The organism is Kribbella sp. WER1, from assembly GCF_054189145.1.
Genome location: NZ_CM135186.1, coordinates 432,122 through 449,157 on the forward strand (window position 1 = coordinate 432,122; position 17,036 = coordinate 449,157).

Annotated in this window: 19 protein-coding genes and 1 pseudogene; 11 read left to right on the forward strand and 9 right to left on the reverse strand. The window is 70.5% G+C overall.

Annotated elements, in window-relative coordinates:
• The first annotated feature begins 73 nt into the window (after positions 1-73).
• Both ACXJJ3_RS02095 and lexA read left to right on the forward strand, forming a co-directional pair.
• Entirely contained in the window at positions 74-1,006 is a 933-nt protein-coding gene (locus ACXJJ3_RS02095) for a LysR family transcriptional regulator (protein ID WP_458168134.1), read from the forward strand.
• Entirely contained in the window at positions 1,003-1,656 is a 654-nt protein-coding gene (lexA, locus tag ACXJJ3_RS02100) for a transcriptional repressor LexA (RefSeq protein ID WP_458168135.1), read from the forward strand. Before ACXJJ3_RS02095 ends, lexA begins: the two co-directional genes overlap by 4 nt.
• Here the strand turns inward: lexA and ACXJJ3_RS02105 are convergent.
• Genes ACXJJ3_RS02105 through ACXJJ3_RS02115 form a run of 3 tightly spaced genes read right to left on the reverse strand, consistent with a single transcriptional unit; the run spans position 1,653 to position 3,621 of the window.
• Positions 1,653-2,090: an SRPBCC family protein gene (locus tag ACXJJ3_RS02105; protein ID WP_458168136.1), complete on the reverse strand. Its 438-nt coding sequence runs from the start codon at positions 2,088-2,090 to the stop codon at positions 1,653-1,655. The genes lexA and ACXJJ3_RS02105 overlap by 4 nt on opposite strands.
• Positions 2,087-3,280, reverse strand: coding sequence for an RNA polymerase sigma factor (locus tag ACXJJ3_RS02110; RefSeq protein ID WP_458168137.1), 1,194 nt, complete (start codon positions 3,278-3,280; stop codon positions 2,087-2,089). Before ACXJJ3_RS02110 ends, ACXJJ3_RS02105 begins: the two co-directional genes overlap by 4 nt.
• Entirely contained in the window at positions 3,277-3,621 is a 345-nt protein-coding gene (locus ACXJJ3_RS02115) for a YciI family protein (protein ID WP_458168138.1), read from the reverse strand. The genes ACXJJ3_RS02110 and ACXJJ3_RS02115 overlap by 4 nt, the downstream gene beginning before the upstream one ends.
• 86 nt (positions 3,622-3,707) lie before the next feature.
• Here ACXJJ3_RS02115 and ACXJJ3_RS02120 point away from each other — a divergent pair, with 86 nt between their 5' ends.
• Positions 3,708-4,334 carry a class I SAM-dependent methyltransferase gene (locus ACXJJ3_RS02120; protein WP_458168139.1) on the forward strand — a complete coding sequence of 209 codons (627 nt, stop codon included), beginning with the start codon at positions 3,708-3,710 and terminating at the stop codon, positions 4,332-4,334.
• Here ACXJJ3_RS02120 and ACXJJ3_RS02125 read toward each other — a convergent pair.
• Positions 4,324-4,770: a YybH family protein gene (locus tag ACXJJ3_RS02125; protein ID WP_458168140.1), complete on the reverse strand. Its 447-nt coding sequence runs from the start codon at positions 4,768-4,770 to the stop codon at positions 4,324-4,326. The two genes, ACXJJ3_RS02120 and ACXJJ3_RS02125, sit on opposite strands and share 11 nt — an antisense overlap.
• Positions 4,771-4,841: 71 nt before the next feature.
• On the opposite strand from ACXJJ3_RS02125, the gene sigJ reads away from it, so the two are divergent.
• The gene (gene sigJ, locus ACXJJ3_RS02130; protein ID WP_458168141.1) at positions 4,842-5,738 is read left to right on the forward strand and encodes an RNA polymerase sigma factor SigJ; all 897 of its coding nucleotides are present in this window, start codon (positions 4,842-4,844) and stop codon (positions 5,736-5,738) included.
• Here the strand turns inward: sigJ and ACXJJ3_RS02135 are convergent.
• Together ACXJJ3_RS02135 and ACXJJ3_RS02140 are read right to left on the reverse strand one after the other, a co-directional pair.
• Positions 5,701-7,017: an FAD-dependent oxidoreductase gene (locus ACXJJ3_RS02135; RefSeq protein WP_458168142.1), complete on the reverse strand. Its 1,317-nt coding sequence runs from the start codon at positions 7,015-7,017 to the stop codon at positions 5,701-5,703. The two genes, sigJ and ACXJJ3_RS02135, sit on opposite strands and share 38 nt — an antisense overlap.
• A complete protein-coding gene (locus ACXJJ3_RS02140; RefSeq protein WP_458168143.1) occupies positions 7,014-7,880 on the reverse strand; it encodes an AurF N-oxygenase family protein in 867 nt (288 codons plus the stop codon). The genes ACXJJ3_RS02135 and ACXJJ3_RS02140 overlap by 4 nt, the downstream gene beginning before the upstream one ends.
• Before the next feature lie 102 nt (positions 7,881-7,982).
• On the opposite strand from ACXJJ3_RS02140, the gene ACXJJ3_RS02145 reads away from it, so the two are divergent.
• Together ACXJJ3_RS02145 and ACXJJ3_RS02150 are read left to right on the forward strand one after the other, a co-directional pair.
• Positions 7,983-8,534, forward strand: coding sequence for a Chromate resistance protein ChrB (locus ACXJJ3_RS02145; RefSeq protein ID WP_458168144.1), 552 nt, complete (start codon positions 7,983-7,985; stop codon positions 8,532-8,534).
• A 5-nt stretch (positions 8,535-8,539) separates the two neighbouring features.
• Positions 8,540-9,664, forward strand: coding sequence for an MFS transporter (locus tag ACXJJ3_RS02150; RefSeq protein ID WP_458172011.1), 1,125 nt, complete (start codon positions 8,540-8,542; stop codon positions 9,662-9,664).
• On the opposite strand, the gene ACXJJ3_RS02155 is transcribed toward ACXJJ3_RS02150, so the two are convergent.
• Together ACXJJ3_RS02155 and ACXJJ3_RS02160 are read right to left on the reverse strand one after the other, a co-directional pair.
• Positions 9,639-10,259, reverse strand: a complete 621-nt coding sequence (locus ACXJJ3_RS02155) for an SAM-dependent methyltransferase (RefSeq protein WP_458168146.1) — start codon at positions 10,257-10,259, stop codon at positions 9,639-9,641. The two genes, ACXJJ3_RS02150 and ACXJJ3_RS02155, sit on opposite strands and share 26 nt — an antisense overlap.
• A gap of 1 nt (position 10,260) precedes the next feature.
• The gene (locus ACXJJ3_RS02160; RefSeq protein WP_458168147.1) at positions 10,261-10,854 is read right to left on the reverse strand and encodes a TetR/AcrR family transcriptional regulator; all 594 of its coding nucleotides are present in this window, start codon (positions 10,852-10,854) and stop codon (positions 10,261-10,263) included.
• An 87-nt stretch (positions 10,855-10,941) separates the two neighbouring features.
• Between ACXJJ3_RS02160 and ACXJJ3_RS02165 the strand changes: the two are divergent.
• The 5 genes and pseudogenes from ACXJJ3_RS02165 to ACXJJ3_RS02185 form a co-directional block, all read left to right on the forward strand.
• Positions 10,942-11,955, forward strand: a pseudogene (locus ACXJJ3_RS02165) (FAD-dependent monooxygenase); the annotation flags it as partial.
• A gap of 105 nt (positions 11,956-12,060) precedes the next feature.
• On the forward strand, positions 12,061-12,354 hold the full coding sequence (locus ACXJJ3_RS02170) for an aromatic-ring hydroxylase C-terminal domain-containing protein (RefSeq protein ID WP_458172012.1): 294 nt from the start codon (positions 12,061-12,063) through the stop codon (positions 12,352-12,354).
• A gap of 99 nt (positions 12,355-12,453) precedes the next feature.
• Complete coding sequence (locus ACXJJ3_RS02175) at positions 12,454-13,371, forward strand: DUF929 family protein (protein WP_458168148.1); 918 nt, start codon at positions 12,454-12,456, stop codon at positions 13,369-13,371.
• A gap of 3 nt (positions 13,372-13,374) precedes the next feature.
• Positions 13,375-13,848, forward strand: a complete 474-nt coding sequence (locus ACXJJ3_RS02180; RefSeq protein WP_458168149.1) for a vitamin K epoxide reductase family protein — start codon at positions 13,375-13,377, stop codon at positions 13,846-13,848.
• A gap of 29 nt (positions 13,849-13,877) precedes the next feature.
• Entirely contained in the window at positions 13,878-14,492 is a 615-nt protein-coding gene (locus tag ACXJJ3_RS02185; RefSeq protein ID WP_458168150.1) for a UdgX family uracil-DNA binding protein, read from the forward strand.
• Here the strand turns inward: ACXJJ3_RS02185 and ACXJJ3_RS02190 are convergent.
• Positions 14,481-16,835 carry a phosphoketolase family protein gene (locus ACXJJ3_RS02190; protein WP_458168152.1) on the reverse strand — a complete coding sequence of 785 codons (2,355 nt, stop codon included), beginning with the start codon at positions 16,833-16,835 and terminating at the stop codon, positions 14,481-14,483. The genes ACXJJ3_RS02185 and ACXJJ3_RS02190 overlap by 12 nt on opposite strands.
• Positions 16,836-17,036: the final 201 nt, after the last annotated feature.

Sequence of the window (17,036 nt, forward strand, 5' to 3'; positions counted from 1 at the left end):
AGGCTTCGCCAGAGGCACCGATCAAACAACCCGTCGAGCACCTCGACAACCATCGGTTGTACTGTCTGGTCGCGTGAATCTCGACAGCCTGCGCGCGTTCGTCGCCGTCGCCGAGGAGGGCCAGTTCCGGTACGCCGCGGACCGGCTGCAGCTGAGCCAGCAGGCCGTGTCGAAGCGGGTCGCCGCCCTGGAGACCTCGCTCGGCGTCACGCTCTTCGAACGCGTCCCCACCGGCGCGGTGCTCACCGCGTCCGGACGGACCTTCCTCCCGCACGCGCACGCCGTACTGATCGCGGCCCGGCACGCGGTCGAGTCCGTCCAGCGCGAGGCGCGGCCGTTGCGCGTCGACATCCTGAACAGCCGTACTCTGCCCGCCGTGCTGATGCTGGACTTCCACCAGGCTCATCCGGAGATCGCGCTCAAGACCCTCGTACTGCGTGGTCTGGGCGCATCGTTGCCGGCCCTGCAGGCGGGCGAGATCGACGCGACGTTCGCGTACCACCCGGACCCGCTGCCGCCGGGCGTCGACAGCACGGTCGCGTACCTCGAACCGCACGAGGTGGTCGTCGGCGCCGGGCATCCGCTCGCGAACCGGACCACGGCGACGGTGGACGAGTTGCGCCGGTACACGTTCTGGATCCCGGGGATCGTCGACGGCAGCGAGTGGGGTGCGTTCTACCAGGAACTGTCCGCGGAGTTCGGGCTGACGATCGACTCGACCGGCCCGAGTTTCGGGTTCGAGGACCTGATCGGGACGATCGCCGAGTCGAAGTCGGTGATCACGTTCTGGGGCGAGCGGACGCGCGAGGCCGGCCCGTGGCCGCGCGGCGTGCGGCGGCTGCGGGTCGTCGACCCGACCCCTGTCTATCCGTGGTCGCTGATCTGGCACCGCTCGAACCGGCATCCGGACCTGCAAGCCCTTGTCGAACATGTGCGGAAACCGCCACAACCCACCGACGACCTGTGGCTTCCCCGACGACTGCGGGACTATAAGATTTCGCGGTGACTGATCTCGACCTGTTCGGCGACCTCGACACCGGCGCACTGCCGGAACGGCAGCAGCGGATCCTGGTGGTGATCCGGGACTGGGTGACGCGGTACGGGTACCCGCCGAGCAGCCGGCAGATCGGGGACGCGGTCGGGCTGAAGTCCTCGTCGTCGGTGTCCAAACACCTGGCGACCCTGGAGGACAAGGGTTTCCTGCGCCGCAGCCCGTCGGTGTCGCGGCCGATCGACGTCCGGATGTTCCTGCAGGAGACGACGACCCGCGACACCAGCGACGAGAACGTCCCGGTCCCGGTGGTCGGCGACATCGCCGCCGGTACGCCGATCTCGGCCGTCGAACACGTGGACGACGTACTGCAACTCCCCCGCGGGCTGACCGGCCGCGGCAACGTCTTCGGGCTCCGGGTCCGCGGCGAGTCGATGATCGACGCAGCCATCTGCGACGGCGACATCGTCGTGGTCCGCCAGCAGGCCGAGGCGCACTCGGGCCAGATCGTCGCCGCGATGATCGACGAGGAGGCGACCGTCAAGGTGTACCGCCGCCGCAACGGGCATGTGTACCTCGAGCCGCGCAACCCGGCGTACGAGGTGATCGACGGCGACAACGCCACCGTCCTCGGCGTCGTCGTCTCGGTACTGCGCAGCGTCTAACGTTCGAGGTTGGACTTCACCCGGGCGAGGTTGGCCGGCATCTCCTTGCGGGACTGCGGTACGACGATCAGCGGCACCAGCACCTTGCCGATGCCGTGGCCCTCGAAGCCGACGTCGATCCGTAGCGTGCTCGCGTCCCGGCCGGGGATCGGCTCGACGGTCACGTTGACGGTCGCGCGGATCGGGCCGTCCTCGCCACGGACCGCCCAGGCGTGCGGCGGGTCGAACAGGGTCAGCCGCGACGTCACGTCCCGTTCGCGGCCGCCGATCCGGCGGGTGGTCAGGCACTTCGCGCCGACGACCGGTTCGCCGCCTTCCAGGTGGCCGCCGGTGACGCCGGCCTGCCATTCGGGGAAGTGGTCCGGGTCGGTGACGTACGCGAACACGTCCTCGGCGGTCCGTTGAACCTCGACCTTCGTCACGATCGTTGTCATCTCGGTGCTCCCTCCAGTCGTTGGTGGAGTAGGTCCAGCTGGGCTGGGTTGGTGGTGAGTTCGGCAGCGCGCTCGTCGGCCGCGCGGGCCTCGGTGGGACGGTCGAGGTCGCGGAGGAACTGCGCGCGCGTCGCGTGGAACAGTGGATACGTATGCAACTCGCCGGCCAGTGCGTCCAGCTCCGTCAACGCCGCGGCCGAGCCGCGGACGTACGAGAGCGCGATCGTGCGATGCAGGCACGTGACAGGGCTCGGCTGCAGCGTCAGGAGCATGTCGTACAGGACGAGGATCTGCGGCCAGTCGGTCTCCGACCAGTCGGCGGCCTCGCTGTGACAGGCGGCGATCGCGGCCTGCAGCTGGTACGGGCCAGGCGCTCGGTAGCGGCGTGCGGTTCGGGTCAGCAGGGCGGTGGCACCGGTGATCGCGGCGTGGTCCCAGAGCGTGCGGTCCTGGTCCGCGAGCAGGACCAAGTCCGGGGTGAAGCGGGCGGCCGTCCGGGCGCGGTGCAGGCGGATCAGCGCGAGCAGTCCGGCGACCTCGGGCTCGTTCGGGAGCAGGCCGTGCAGCAGCGCGGTCAGCCATTCGGCGTCGTCGACGAGGTCGCGCGAGTGCGCGCGTTCCGCCGTACTGGACAGGTAGCCCTCGTTGAAGAGCAGGTAGATGACCGTCAGTACTTCGGTCAGCCGCTCGGGCAGCTCGTCGTCGCGCGGGATCCGGAACGGGATGCCTGCGTCGGTGATCTTCCGCTTGGCCCGGGTGATCCGCTGCGCCACGGCCGACTCCGACGCCAGGAACGCCGCCGCGATCTGCGCGGTCGTCAGCCCACACACCACCCGCAACGTCAGCGCGATCTGCGCCTCCCGGGCGAGCGCCGGGTGGCAGCACGTGAAGATCAGCCGCAACCGGTCGTCCGCGGGCGGCGGTTCGTACGGCTCCAGCAGCGCGAGCTTGCTGCGGTAGTTCTCCTGCCGCCGCAGTACGTCGAGACCGCGCCGCTTCGCGACCGTGAACAGCCACGCGTCCGGCCGGTCCGGGATCCCCTCCACCGGCCAGCGTTTCAGCGCGACCTCGACCGCGTCCTGGACCAGGTCCTCGGCCGCGGCGAAGTCGCCGAGCAACGACACGAGCGCACCGGCCATCCGGCCCGCGTGATCGCGGACCACGCGGGCCAGCTCCTCCTGAGTGCTCACATCTCCGCGACCGGCCGGATCTCGATCACCGGGCAGGCCGGCCACGTCTTCACCATCCGGAGCGCCTCGTCCAGGTCCTCGACGTCGATCTCGGTGAACCCGGACACGACCTCCTTGCCCTCGATGAACGGCCCGTCGGTGGTCAGCGTCCCGCCGTCCAGCCGGACCGTCGTCGCGGTCTCCCGGCCCTGCAGCTTGCTGCCCCGGTTGGTGATCTTGTCCGCGTGCTCCTCGAACCACTGGTACACCCGCCGGTACGCGTCCTCCTTCGCGGCAGGCTCCAGCGCCGCGAACTCCGCCGCGAACTCCTCGGTCTCGATGAACATCAGTACGTATTTCACCCAGCTACCTCCTTGAGCCCAGTGTGACTCTCCTTCAGCTGACGATCGGCGTACGCCGGGATCCGACACTCTGGCAGGGTGGGGCCATGAAACGTCCGTTCTTCGCCCGGATGTACGCGCGGGTCCGGCCCACGCTCGACGAGGCCGGGGCCGCCGAGCACCGGCGGCGGCTGCTCGCCGGAGCCGCCGGGCGGGTGATCGAGGTCGGTGCCGGCGACGGCGGGAACTTCGCGCACTACCCGCCCGAGGTCGTGCACGTACTCGCCGTCGAACCCGAGCCGTTCCTGCGCGAGCACGCCACCCGCCAGGCCGCGGCGGCACCGGTACCGGTCGAGGTCGTCGAAGGTACGGCGGACCACCTGCCGGCCGCGGACGCGTCGGCGGACGTGGTCGTGGTCTCGCTCGTCCTCTGCTCGGTCCCCGACCAGGCCGTCGCGCTCGCCGAGGCCCGGCGGGTACTGCGGCCCGGCGGCGAGCTCCGGTTCTACGAGCACGTCGCCGCCGAACCGGGCCGGCTGGCGCGCGTCCAGCGGATCGCCGACGCCACCTTGTGGCCGCTCTTCGTCGGCGGCTGCCACACCCACCGCGACACGGCGGCCGCGATCACGGCCGCCGGTTTCGCGATCGAGCACCTGGACCGCTTCACCTTCCCGCCCGACCGGGTGACCCCGGCCGGGCCGCACATCCTGGGACGCGCCCGGCTCAGGGTGTGAGGTCGGTGGCGGCGCGGCCCTCCGGGAAGTACATCGGGACCGAGCCCTGGTCGTGGACGATCAGCCACTCGCCGTCGATCCGTTGCCACGCCGCGGTCCAGCGCACCCACATGCCCGTCTGGTCTCCGTTCGCGAGCGTGCCGCTGATCCGGTTCACGGCGTACGTCACCGCAAGGTCGCCGTCGACCAGCACGGTCAGGTCGTGCACCTCGTAGCCGAGCGGCGGCCGGTAGATCGTGAATACCTTCTCCCAGTTCTGCATCTTCTTCTCCGCGCCGAGGTGCCGCAGCGGCGCCTCGACGTCGAAGGAGACCAGGTTCGGCGCGAAGATCGTCTTCAGCGCCCCCAGGTCCCCGTTCCGGATTCCGTCCAGCAACGTCTCGATCCGCTCCCGGATCTCCACCTCGGACACCGCGTTGTCAGTGTTGTCAGTCATGCCGGTACGACGGGACAGCGCCGCGTAATGTCAGACCTCACAGTTCGGCACGCCGTTTCGTCGTACCGGGTATGAGCGAGAGGACCGACATGGCCGAGCCCGGCCTGAGCGCGATCATGAGCGAGCGCCGGCAGCTGATCAACCTGGCCTACCGGCTGCTCGGGTCGCTGGCCGACGCCGAGGACGTGGTGCAGGAGACGTACGCGCGCTGGTACGCGATGACCCTGCCGGAGCGGCACGCGATCGAGAACCCGGCCGCCTGGCTGACCAAGGTCGCGAGCCGGATCTGCCTGGACCAGCTGCGCTCCGCGCGGGCCCGCCGCGAGCGGTACGTCGGCGAGTGGATCCCGGAGCCGCTGCCCGACGACGTCGACGGCCCGGACGACCCGGCGGACCGGATCACGCTCGACGAGTCGGTGAACATGGCGTTCCTGGTGGTGCTCGACGCGATGACCCCGGCCGAGCGGGTCTCGTTCATCCTGCACGACGTGTTCCGGTACCCGTTCCCCGAGGTCGCCGAGATCGTCGGGCGGACGCCCGCGGCCTGCCGGCAGCTGGCCTCCTCGGCGCGCCGGCGGATCCGCGAGTCCCAGTCGCCCACCCCGCCGTCGGCCCGGAAGGCGGAGCTGGTCCGGGCGTTCAAGGCGGCCTGGGAGGCGACCGACATCAAGGCGATCATCAGCCTGCTGGATCCGGACGCCACTGCGATCGCCGACGGCGGTGGGCTGGTGACGGCGTTCCTGGACCCGATCCACGGCCGCGACCAGGTCGCGCGGCGCTTCTCCGCGCTGCCGGTCTTCCAGCACGGCCGGACGATCGTCGAGCGCCTCGTCAACGGTCAGCCGGGACTCGTCATCGAGTTCGAGGGCACGGTCGAGACCGTGCTCGCGTTCGACTTCTCCGGCGACCTGATCACGAACATCTGGACGGTCAGGAACCCGGAGAAGCTGCGTCCCTGGACGCACTGACCAGCGTCATCACGGTCTCCTGCGCGCACGCCTTGTTGACACCGATGCCGCCGCGCGCGCCGCGTTTGATCCAGCCCGCAACATAGTGCCCCGGGCGGTCGACGACGGCGCCGCGGATGTTCGGCACGATCCCCCGCTCGGCGTCGAACGGCAGCCCGTCGACCGGCCGGCCCTCGAACCCGATCGCGCTGAACAGGTTGCCCGCCGCAATGACCTCGCCGGACTCCAGCGTCAGCCCGGCGGACGTCCAGGCCGCCGGCCGGGCGTGGTACCGCAGCTCGACCCGGTCGCCCGCGACGGTGAGCAGCTCCTGCAGGGCCGGTTCGGTGTACGCCGCCTGGTCCGGCCCGCGACGGCCGAGCAGCACGACCTGCTTGATCCCGCTGGCCGCGAGCGTACGGCGGACCTCGGGCGGGACGTCCATCGTGCGGTCGCTGAGCAGCATCCGGGCGATGTCGATCGCGACGTTCCCGTTGCCGACGACAACCGCCCGCGGACCGGTCAGCTCGACCGGGAGTGTCGCGCCCGGCCGGCCGTTGTACCAGGCAACGAAGTCCTCGGCGGTACAGGCGGCCTCCTCGCCGGCGATCCCGAGCCGCCGGCTCTGCCGGGCACCGACCGCATGCACGACCGCGTCGTACCCCTCGGGCAGCCCGCCCCGGACCGGTGTCCGCCCTGCGGGCCCACCGCGGGCATCGCCGCCAACGGCCCTGCCGTCGCCACCGCTCAGCAGCGCGGCTGCGTCCGTTCCCGGGCGCCAGTGGACGCGCGAATGGCGGACCAACCGTTCGAAGTTCTCGATGATCTGCTTGGTCTGCGGATGATCCGGCGCGACCCCGAACCGGACCAGCCCGCCGAGCCGGTCGCTGCGGTCCACCACGGTGATGTCGGCCGTTGTCCGCAGCAACAACTCGCGGGTCGCGTACATCCCGGCCGGTCCGGCGCCGACGACCAGCACCCGGCGCGGCCCGCCGCCCCACACCTGGTACGACACCGGCTCCCAGCTGTCCAGGTCGGTCGCCTCCAGCGGCTCGCGGTCCGCGAAGTACGCGGCGTTCCGCTGGACGTCCTCGGGCGCCGACCGGTCGGCCGGCTTCGCGGCGTCGACCGGGCAGATGTCGGCGCAGGCGCCGCAGTCGATACAGGTCCGCGGATCGATGAACAGGCTCGCACCGGTCCCGAACCCGGGCTCGCCCGGCGACGGGTGGATGCTGTTCATCGGGCACACCGCGACGCAGCTCGCGTCCGAGCAGCAGTCCCCCGAGATCGCGAACGTCACAGCAGCCCGGTCCGCCGGTACACCCGGGACGCGGCCGGCGTCAGCAGTCCGACCGAGCCGAGGAAGTCCATCAGGTTGGCGCAGCTCGTCCGCAGCAGCGACCGGTGGTGCTCGTTCGCCCGCGCCTCGCGGACGGCGCGGTCGGCGTCCAGGCCGACGTTCACGTAGACCTCGCGACCGACCATGCTGGACACGATCATGTCCGCGGCGATCGCGATCACCAGCGCACTCACCCAGCGCCGCCCGCGGCCCGCGCTCGCCAGCCGCTCCCGGGTCTCCTCGCGGGCGAACACCATGTGCCGCGACTCCTCGACCACGTGGATGTGGTTCACGGTCCGCACGATCGGCTCGACCCGGCTGTCCCGCATCCAGTCCCGCTGCATGACGTCCAGGACCTCCTCGGCGACCAAGATCGCGGCGTACGCCGACTCACCGGTCGCGACGGTCTTGAACATCCGCCCGAGCTCGCGGGCCAGCAGCCGCGGCCGGTACGCCGGTTCGACCATCCGCTCGGTCGCCCGCGCGAACATGATCGAGTGCCGGCACTCGTCGGCGATCTCGGTCAGCGCCCACTGGAACTCCGCCGTCCGGGCCGGCTTGTCGTAGATGTCGCGCAGGATGAGCTGCTGCAGGATCATCTCGAACCAGATCCCGGTGGTCGCGACCGATGCCGACTCGTGCCGGGTCAGCTCGCGCTGCTGCGCCTCGGTCAGCTCGTCCCAGTACGGCGTGCCGTACAGCGTGCTCCATTCCGGCGACATCCCGTACCCGTCGCCGACCGGCGCGTCCCAGTCGATCTCTGTCTCGGGGTCCCGGGACAACCGGCTCGCCGATCCCAGCAACCGCTCAGCGGTCTGGTCCATCGCACACCTCCGGAGCGATATGACATCGTCTATGTAACATAACCGATGGTTCACGCTTCTGTCGAGCTGCGCGCCGATGTAACGCGCGCTACAGTGTCGTCTGTGACGGATCGATGGCTGGTTTTGCTGGTACGGATCCCGGCGGAGCCCTCGCGGCACCGCGTGGCGGTCTGGCGCGAACTCCGGAAGGCCGGAGCGCTGTCCCTCGGGCAGGGCGTCTGGGCGGTTCCCGAGCTGCCGGTATTCGAGGCGGCGGTGCAGCGGACGTCCGAGCTGGTCGCCCGCGCCGAGGGTGAGGTGACGATGCTCGAGGCGGCCGGCAGGGGCGAGGCGGACGGCGCCCGGCTGCGCGGGCTGTACGACGAGGCCCGGCGCGCGGAGTGGATCGAGTTCCTGGCCGACTGCGGGAAGTTCGAGGCCGAGATCGCCAAGGAGATCCGGATCGAGAAGTTCACGCTGGCCGAGCTCGAGGAGGAGGAACAGAGCCTCGAACGGTTGCGCCGCTGGCACCGCGACCTGACCAGCCGCGACGTCTTCGGTACGCCGGAAGCGGCCGAGGCCACCGCCCGCCTCAAGGACTGCGTCGCGTGCTGCGAGGAGTACGCCGAGCTCGTCTTCCGCGCCCTGCATCAGCTCCCGGGTGACGCGCAGTGAAGAAGATGTGGCCGTTGTACGCCGCCGGCTTCACCACCGCGTTCGGCGCGCACGCGATCGCCGCCAACCTCGGCGGGCTGTCGTCCGACGCGGTGAAGTCGCTGATGACACTCGGCATCCTGCTCGCGCTGTACGACGGCGCCGAGGTGCTGCTGAAGCCGGTCTTCGGCACGATCTCGGACCGGATCGGCGCGCGACCGGTACTGCTGTTCGGCCTGCTCGGGTTTGCCGTTGCCTCCGGCACCTATGTGATCGCGGACCGGCCCGGCTGGCTGTGGGTCGCACGGCTCGGGCAGGGCGCCGCGGCGTCGGCCTTCTCCCCCGCCGCGTCCGCGCTCGTCGCCCGGCTCAACCCGTCGGCCAAGCACGGGCGGGCGTTCGGCAGCTACGGGTTCTACAAGAGCATCGGGTACACGGCCGGGCCGTTGCTCGGCGGCGGGATCGTCTGGCTCGGCGGATTCCGGCTGCTGTTCGGGGTGATGACGGTCCTCGCCGTCGCGGTCGCCGTGTGGGCGTTCGTCGCCGTCCCCGTCGTACCGCCGCTGCCGCGGACCCGGCAGACGGTGGTGGATCTCGCACGCCGGATCACCGACCCGGCCTTCCTCCGGCCGACCGCGGCGCTGGCCGCGGCGACGGCGGCGTTGTCGGTCGGCGTCGGGTTCCTCCCGGTCACCGGCGCGTCGGACGGCCTCGGCACGATCGCCACCGGAGCAGCCGTTTCCTTGCTCGCGGCAACCGCTGCCGTGGTGCAGCCCCGATCGGGCCGGGCGCTGGACGCCGGCAAGCTCAGCACCCGGACCGGTATCGCGATCGGCCTCGGGCTCGCGGCGGCGGGCTTCGTCTGCGCGGCACTACCTGGCGTCGTGTTCCTGCTGATCGCGGCCGCGCTGATCGGCGCCGGGACAGGCGTGATCACCCCGCTGGGGTTCGCGGCGCTCGCGGCGAGCACATCCCCGGAGCGGATGGGTCAGACGATGGGCACGGCGGAACTCGGACGCGAACTCGGCGACGCCGGCGGCCCGCTGCTCGTCGCCGCCGTCGCGTCGATCGCCGTCCTCGACGCCGGCTACGTCGTACTCGCCGTAGTCCTCGCGCTCGGGTTGCTCATGCTCCGCCCGGCACGAAGCTGAACAGGCTCTCACCCTTCACCAGAGGTTCAGGTACGCCGGTGAACCGGTGCACGCCGACGCCGAAGCCGGCCTCCTTGCCCGACAGCCACACCCGCTCGAAACCGCCCGTCTCGAACCAGTCGCAGATCGACGGCACCAGGTCCGGGTCGCCGCGGTGCCGGGTCCAGATCACCGTCGCGCCGGTCCGGCAGAGCTGCCGGCTGCCCGCGATCGTCCGCCGGATGTCGGCGTGCGCGATGTTCCCGAAGATGCCGGTCAGCAGCACGAGCTCGGCCGGCACGGACCCGTCGTACTGATCCGTCAGCGAAGCGTCACCGGTGACCACCTCGACGTTCTCCGGCGCGCGCTCCCGCGCGGTCGCGGCCAGCTCCGGATCCAGCTCGACGAGCCGCGCCCGTACGTCAGCGGCCCGCGGGTGATCCCGCAGTACGCCGAGCAGGTCGCGGCCCTGTCCCGCGCACAGGCCGACCACCGGGATCGGACCGGCCGGCGCCCGATCGAGGGCGTCCCGGACCTGTGCCTGCACGGCCACCAACCGCTGCGACAGGTCGGAGGCGGGGTCGTCGTACCGCTGATGCCAGGCGCGCCAATCCATGTCAGGAGACACTACGGTCCAGCAGGTCGAACGCGCGGTTGATCAGCGCGACGACCCGGTCCCGGACCTCCTCCGGCGACGCGCCCTCGACGGTCCAGCGCTCCGCCATCCGGAGCGCGAGCGGATGAATACTGAAGACCTGATGCGCCAGCACCTTCGCGGTCAGCTCGTCCACGTCGGCCGCGAGTGCGCCCGCGACCGCGTCCTCGTGCGACGCCCACAGCTGCTGGCCTCGCGCCTGCAGCAACGCGCTTCCGGCGAGGACGCGGCGGAAGTGCACCGTCGGGCCGCTCGGATGGTCGGCGAACCGGCCGACGGCCGACCGCCGCAACCCGGCCAGCAGGCTCTCGCCCTCGCGCCGGTCCGCGACCGCTTCGATCCAGCGCTGCTCGATCGCGGCCTCGCTGGCGAAGAACAGGTCCTCCTTGGCCGGGAAGTAGTTGAAGACGGTCTTCACCGACACGTCGGCGGCCGCCGCGACGTCGGCGACCGTGGTGCCGTCGAAGCCGCGCTCGGCGAACAGCTCCAGCGCCGCGGACGCGATCCGCGCCCGGGTCTCGCGCTTCTTGCGTTCCCGCAGTCCGGGTTCGGCCATCTCGTCGACCTCCTTGCGACAGCACCTTACATCAGGCTATATCTTTATAGTCGACTGTAAGGTTTTATCTGACAGTAGGAGAACACTATGACCCGGGCCTCGGTCCTGATCGTCGGAGGCGGGCTCGTCGGCCTGTCGGCGGCCTTGTTCCTGCAGTACCACGGCGTGGACTTCGTGCTGGTCGAGCGACGGGACGGGGCGTCCGTCCTGCCCCGGTCGCGCGGCGTACATACCCGCACCGTCGAGTTCTACCGGCAGATCGGCATCGAGCCGCGCGTCCAGGAGGCCGCGGCGCACGCGCTGAAGGCCGGCGCGTTCGGCGGCGCCCGGTACGGCCGGAACCTGATCGAATCCGAGGCGCTCGACCTGCGCGGGCTGCACAAGACCGCGATGGGCGGCGACCCGAGTCCGTCCGGGTTCTGCTTCTGCCCGCAGGTGCTGCTGGAGCCGGTGCTCGCCGGGATCGCCCGCGACCGCGGCGGCGACCTGCGGTTCGGGACCGAGCTGACGGCGTTCAGCGCCGGGCCTGACCTCGTCACCGCGACCGCGGGCGGGGAGCGGATCGAGGCCGACTACCTGATCGCGGCCGACGGCGGCGGCAGCCCGATCCGGACCGACCTCGGCATCGGCGGCTGGACATTGCCGCCGACGCACCGCTACCTCAACGTGTTCGTGCACGCCGACCTGACCGAGCTGGTCGCGGGCCGGACGTTCAGCCAGTGCGATGTCGCGAACGGCGTCGTCCTCGCGAAGAACAACACCGACGAATAGTCGTTCCACCTCGAGTACGACGACACTCCCCCGGCCGACCCGCTGGCCTGCATCCACGCGGCGATCGGGCGGGACGACATCGCCGTCGACGTTCTCGCCAGCAGCACCTGGGACACCCGCGTGCACGTCGCCGACGAGTACCGCCGCGGCCGGATCTTCCTCGCCGGCGACGCGGTCCACCAGCACGCGCCGTGGGGCGGGTACGGCGCGAACACCGGGATCGCGGACGTCCACAACCTGGCGTGGAAGCTGGCGATGGTCCTCGACGGGCGGGCGGCCCCGGACCTGCTCGACACGTATCAGGCCGAGCGCCGGCCGCGCGCCGTACTGGCCGCGCAACAGGCCCGGGTACGCACCGACTTCCTCGCGCGCTATGGGATCACGACCGACGAGAACGCCGCGGACGTCGCGCAGCAGGTCGACACCGGCGCGATCATGACCCGCTACGACTACACCGGCGACGGGTACGTCGACGAGCTGACCGGTCAGGTAGGCACCCGGATCCCGCACGCCGAGCTGACCGACGGATGCTCGACGCTCGACCTGTGCGGCCCGGGGTACGTCGTACTCGCCGGGCGAGACGCTCCGACGTACCGTGAAGTTGTCCCGGTCGACCGGGTCGGGCTCGGCGCGGACGGCGCGGTCCTGGTCCGGCCGGATCAGCACGTCGCGGCGCGGTCCGACGACGGACTGTCGCCGGACACGGTGCGTGCCTTCCTGCCGAGGTAACACGGTCGATCTGTAACCTCACAGTGACCGACAGGCAGGAACTTCCGGGGCCGATGGATAGTTGTTCTTCCGGAGCCCGTGCACGATCAGAGGAGAGTCATGGCAAGGCGTGTCGAACAGAAGGCTGCGGCCCGTGAGCGGATCGCGGCGCAGCAGGCCGCGCAACGGCGGGCCGAGCAGCGCCGGCGGCTCCTGCTCGCGGTCGGCGCGGTCGTTCTGGTCGTGGTGATCGTGGGCGGGCTGATCACGATCCGGCTGGTCGGCGGCGGCAAGAAGACCGCGACCGGCCCGAGCGGCACGCTGGACCCGGCGCAGGTCACCGCGCTCGGTTCGATCCCGGACTCCACGTTCTCCACGGTCGGCAGCGCCGGCGTCACCACCGCGCCGTCGGCGATCAACAACGCCCCGGCCCTGACCGCGAACGGCAAGCCGAAGGTGCTCTACATCGGCGCCGAGTACTGCCCGTTCTGCGCCGCCGAGCGCTGGCCGGTCGTCGTCGCGCTGTCCCGCTTCGGCACCTTCAAGGACCTCGGTACGACGCACTCCGCGTCCGCCGACGTGCACCCGAACACGCCGTCGCTCTCGTTCCACGGCTCGACGTACACGAGTCAGTACCTGACCTTCACCGGCGTCGAGACGACGACCAACGAGGTGCAGGGCAACAGCTACAAGCCGCTCGACACCCCGTCGGCCGAGGACCAGGCGACGCTGCAGAAGTACGACAACGTGCCGTACGTCGACAAGGAGAGCGCCGGGTCGATCCCGTTCATCGACATCGGCAACAAGTTCATCGGCTCCGGCGCGACGTACTCCCCCGACGTGCTGGCCGGCAAGACGCAGGCGCAGATCGTCGACGCGCTGAAGGACCCGTCGAGCCCGATCACCAAGGCGGTCATCGGGTCGGCCAACGTGTACACGGCGGCGATCTGCAAGATCACCAACAACCAGCCGGCGAACGTGTGCACGAGCGAGGCCGTCACCGGGGCTGCCGGCAAGCTCGGCGCTGCGAAGGGCTGACCGATGACCGGCACGACGGAACGGTCCTCGTCGCGGACGTCGCTGGGCGTGATCCCGTGGGCCACCCTGGCCGTCGCGGTGGCCGGGCTGGCGGTGGCGGCGTACCTCACCTACGAACACTTCACCGCCGGCACCACACTCGCCTGCCCGGACACCGGCGTGGTCAACTGCGCCAAGGTCACCAGCAGCCAGTACTCGAAGGTCTTCGGCATCCCGGTCGCGCTGCTCGGCCTGCTGTTCTTCGTCGGCATGACCGCGCTGTCGGTCCCGCCGATGTGGCGCACAACGTCGCCGTGGCCAGGCCGGCTGCGGCTCGTCGGCGTCCTCACCGGCGTGGTCTTCGTCTGCTACCTGATCTGGGCCGAGCTCTTCCAGATCAACGCGATCTGCCTGTGGTGCACGGTCGTCCACGCGTTGACGCTGGTGTTGTTCGGCCTGGTCATCGTCCGGCTCGCGCTGGTGCCGCCCGCTTCATGAAATGAGCCCGCTCCGGGTACCGGGACGGCATGCGATCGCCAGGGGCCGAGGAGTGGGTGCCGCACGACGGTGGGATGCGGAAGCTCCGGGCGCGGCTTCCGGACTGCCGCGGGTGCGAGTTGTGGGAGGACGCCGACCAGGTCGTGTCCGGCGAAGGGCCGGTCCGGGCCCGGATGATGCTGGTCGGCGAGACCCCTGGTGACCACGAGGACAAGGAGGGGCATGTCTTCGTCGGCCCGGCGGGTCACCTGCTCGACAAGGCGCTGGCCGAGGCCGGGATCGTGCGGTCGGACGTCTACCTGACCAACGCCGTGAAGCACTTCCGCTTCGAGCGGCAGGGAAAGCGGCGCATCCACAAGACGCCGAGCGCGGGCCAGATCACGGCCTGCCACCCCTGGCTGGCCCGTGAACTCGAGATCGTCAAGCCGGCACTGGTGGTCGTGATGGGATCCGTGGCCGCTCGCAGCCTGCTCGGCAGCGGTTTCCGGGTCACCCAGCAGCGCGGCGAGCGGGTCGAACTGCCGGACGGACGGGCGGCGGTCGCGACCGTCCACCCGTCCGCCGTCGTGCGCTCGGACGAGTTCCGCCGGGACTTCCGGCGCTTCGTCGACGACCTGCGGGTGGCCCGCGGCCTACTCGGCTGACCACCGCCAGTCGCGGACTTCTGGCAGGTCTTCGCCGTACTGCGTGACGTAGGCGTGGTGCCGGGTGCGCTGGTCGGCGAGGTACTGGCGGGTGGTGGCGGCGCGGGTGCCGAGGGACGGGACGCGGTCGATGACGTCCATGGCCAGGTGGTAGCGGTCGAGGTTGTTGCGGACGACCATGTCGAACGGCGTGGTCGTCGTACCCTCCTCGATGTAGCCGCGGACGTGCAGGTTCGCGTGGCCGGTACGGCGGTACGTGAGGCGGTGGATCAGCCACGGGTAGCCGTGGTACGCGAAGATCACCGGCTTGTCGGTGGTGAACAACGCGTCGTACTCCGCGTCCGGCAGACCGTGCGGGTGTTCGGTCGCGTCCTGCAGCCGCATCAGGTCCACGACGTTCACGACCCGGATCCGCAACTCCGGAAGGTGTTCGCGCAGCAGTGAGACCGCGGCCAGCGTCTCCATCGTCGGTACGTCGCCCGCGCACGCCATCACCACGTCCGGGTCACCGCCGTCGTTGCTCGCGAAGTCCCAGATGCCGGCCCCGCGGGCGCAGTGCAGCGCCGCCGCGTCCCAGTCGAGCCAGTTCGGCTGCGGTTGCTTGCCGGCGACAACGACGTTTATGTAGTTCCGGGTCCGCAGGCAGTGGTCCATCGTGGACAGCAGCGTGTTGGTGTCCGGCGGCAGGTACACCCGGACGACCTCGGCCTTCTTGTTCACCACGTGGTCGATGAACCCGGGGTCCTGGTGCGAGAACCCGTTGTGATCCTGCCGCCACACGTGCGACGTCAGCAGGTAGTTCAGCGACGGGATCCGCCGCCGCCAGTCCAGCCGGTTGATCGTCTTCAGCCACTTCGCGTGCTGGTTCACCATCGAGTCGACGATGTGCACGAACGCTTCGTACGACGAGAACAGCCCGTGCCGGCCGGTCAGCAGGTACCCCTCCAGCCAGCCCTGGCAGGTGTGCTCGCTGAGGATCTCCAGTACCCGCCCGTCCGCGGCGAGGTGGTTGTCGGTGTCGAAGCGCTCCGCGAGCCAGCGCTTGCCGGTCTCCTCGTACACCGCGGTCAGCCGGTTCGACTCGGTCTCGTCCGGGCCGAACAGCCGCAGGTTGTCCGGGTTCAGCCGGAACGCGTCCCGCAGGAACGCGCCGAACACCTTCGTCGGCTCCCCGTCCTCGGCGCCCGGCACCTTCGCGGGTACGGCGTACTCCTCGACGGCCGGCAGCTCCAGGTCCCGGCTCAGTACGCCGCCGTTCGCGTGCGGACTCGCCCCCATCCGCCGCTCCGGGACCAGGTCCAGCAGATCCGGTACCGGACGGCCGTGGTCGTCGAACAGCTCCTCGGGGCGATACGACCGGAGCCAGTACTCCAGTTGCCGCAGGTGGTCCTCATTCGACCGGACACCGGACAGCGGGACCTGATGCGCCCGCCAGGTGCCCTCCACCTGCTCGCCGTCGACGGTGTGCGGGCCGGTCCAGCCCTTCGGCGTACGGAACACGATCATCGGCCACGCCGGACGGACCGGCTCGTTCTTGATGTCGGCCTTGATCTCGTCGATCCGGTCCATACAGACGTCGAGCGTCGCCGCCAGCGCCTGGTGCACCTCGGCCGGATCGGATCCCTCGACCAGGTACGGCTCGTACCCGTAGCCCCGCATCAGCGCGGTCAGCTCCTCGTCGCCGATCCGCGCGAGCACCGCCGGGTTCGCGATCTTGTACCCGTTGAGATGCAGGATCGGCAGCACGGCGCCGTCGCGCACCGGGTTCAGGAACTTGTTCGAGTGCCAGGACGCGGCCAGCGGACCCGTCTCGGCCTCCCCGTCCCCCACCACGCACGCCACGAGCAGGTCCGGGTTGTCCGCGGCCGCGCCGTACGCGTGACTGAGCGAGTAGCCCAGCTCGCCGCCCTCGTTGATCGACCCCGGTACGTCGGCCGCGACGTGACTCGGCACCCCGCCCGGAAACGAGAACTGCTTGAACAGCCGCGCCATCCCCACCTCGTCGCGGGTGGTGTTCGGATACGCCTCCGTCCAGCTCCCCTCCAGCCACGTGTTCGCGACGAGCGCCGGCCCGCCGTGCCCCGGCCCGGTCACGAACAGCACGTCCCGGTCCCGCTGCCGGATCACCCGGTTGAGATGTGCGTACAGCAGGTTCAGGCCGGGCGTCGTCCCCCAGTGCCCGAGCAGCCGCGGCTTGATGTGCTCGGCCCGCAGCGGCTCCCGGAGCAGCGGATTGGCCAGCAGATAGATCTGCCCCACGGACAGGTAGTTGGCCGCCCGCCAGTACGCATCGATCCCACGCAGCTCACCGTCGCTCAGCGGTACCCCGTCGATCTGGTCCACTTTTCACCCTCCTTCTCGCCGGACCCGCGCCTATTACCCAGTGCCGGTCTGCAACATTCGGGCCGGGGCAGGTAGCATGGTTTCTCGATCGCGCATGCAGGAGCGGTGAATTCTGAAAGCCGTGTTCCTGGGCACTCTCTGGGCGACCCTCTGGACGACACAGGGTGGCGTCTCGTCGGCGGGTCGGTCCCCGCGCGGTCC

Excerpts from the sequence above, each read along its gene's own strand:
- ACXJJ3_RS02105 (WP_458168136.1), bottom strand. The coding sequence starts at position 2,090 with ATGACAACGATCGTGACGAAGGTCGAGGTTCAACGGACCGCCGAGGAC.
- ACXJJ3_RS02120 (WP_458168139.1), top strand. The coding sequence starts at position 3,708 with ATGAAACGTCCGTTCTTCGCCCGGATGTACGCGCGGGTCCGGCCCACG.
- ACXJJ3_RS02125 (WP_458168140.1), bottom strand. The coding sequence starts at position 4,770 with ATGACTGACAACACTGACAACGCGGTGTCCGAGGTGGAGATCCGGGAG.
- sigJ (WP_458168141.1), top strand. The coding sequence starts at position 4,842 with ATGAGCGAGAGGACCGACATGGCCGAGCCCGGCCTGAGCGCGATCATG.
- ACXJJ3_RS02140 (WP_458168143.1), bottom strand. The coding sequence starts at position 7,880 with ATGGACCAGACCGCTGAGCGGTTGCTGGGATCGGCGAGCCGGTTGTCC.
- ACXJJ3_RS02150 (WP_458172011.1), top strand. The coding sequence starts at position 8,540 with ATGTGGCCGTTGTACGCCGCCGGCTTCACCACCGCGTTCGGCGCGCAC.
- ACXJJ3_RS02155 (WP_458168146.1), bottom strand. The coding sequence starts at position 10,259 with ATGGATTGGCGCGCCTGGCATCAGCGGTACGACGACCCCGCCTCCGAC.
- ACXJJ3_RS02160 (WP_458168147.1), bottom strand. The coding sequence starts at position 10,854 with ATGGCCGAACCCGGACTGCGGGAACGCAAGAAGCGCGAGACCCGGGCG.
- ACXJJ3_RS02170 (WP_458172012.1), top strand. The coding sequence starts at position 12,061 with ATGACCCGCTACGACTACACCGGCGACGGGTACGTCGACGAGCTGACC.
- ACXJJ3_RS02175 (WP_458168148.1), top strand. The coding sequence starts at position 12,454 with ATGGCAAGGCGTGTCGAACAGAAGGCTGCGGCCCGTGAGCGGATCGCG.
- ACXJJ3_RS02180 (WP_458168149.1), top strand. The coding sequence starts at position 13,375 with ATGACCGGCACGACGGAACGGTCCTCGTCGCGGACGTCGCTGGGCGTG.
- ACXJJ3_RS02185 (WP_458168150.1), top strand. The coding sequence starts at position 13,878 with ATGCGATCGCCAGGGGCCGAGGAGTGGGTGCCGCACGACGGTGGGATG.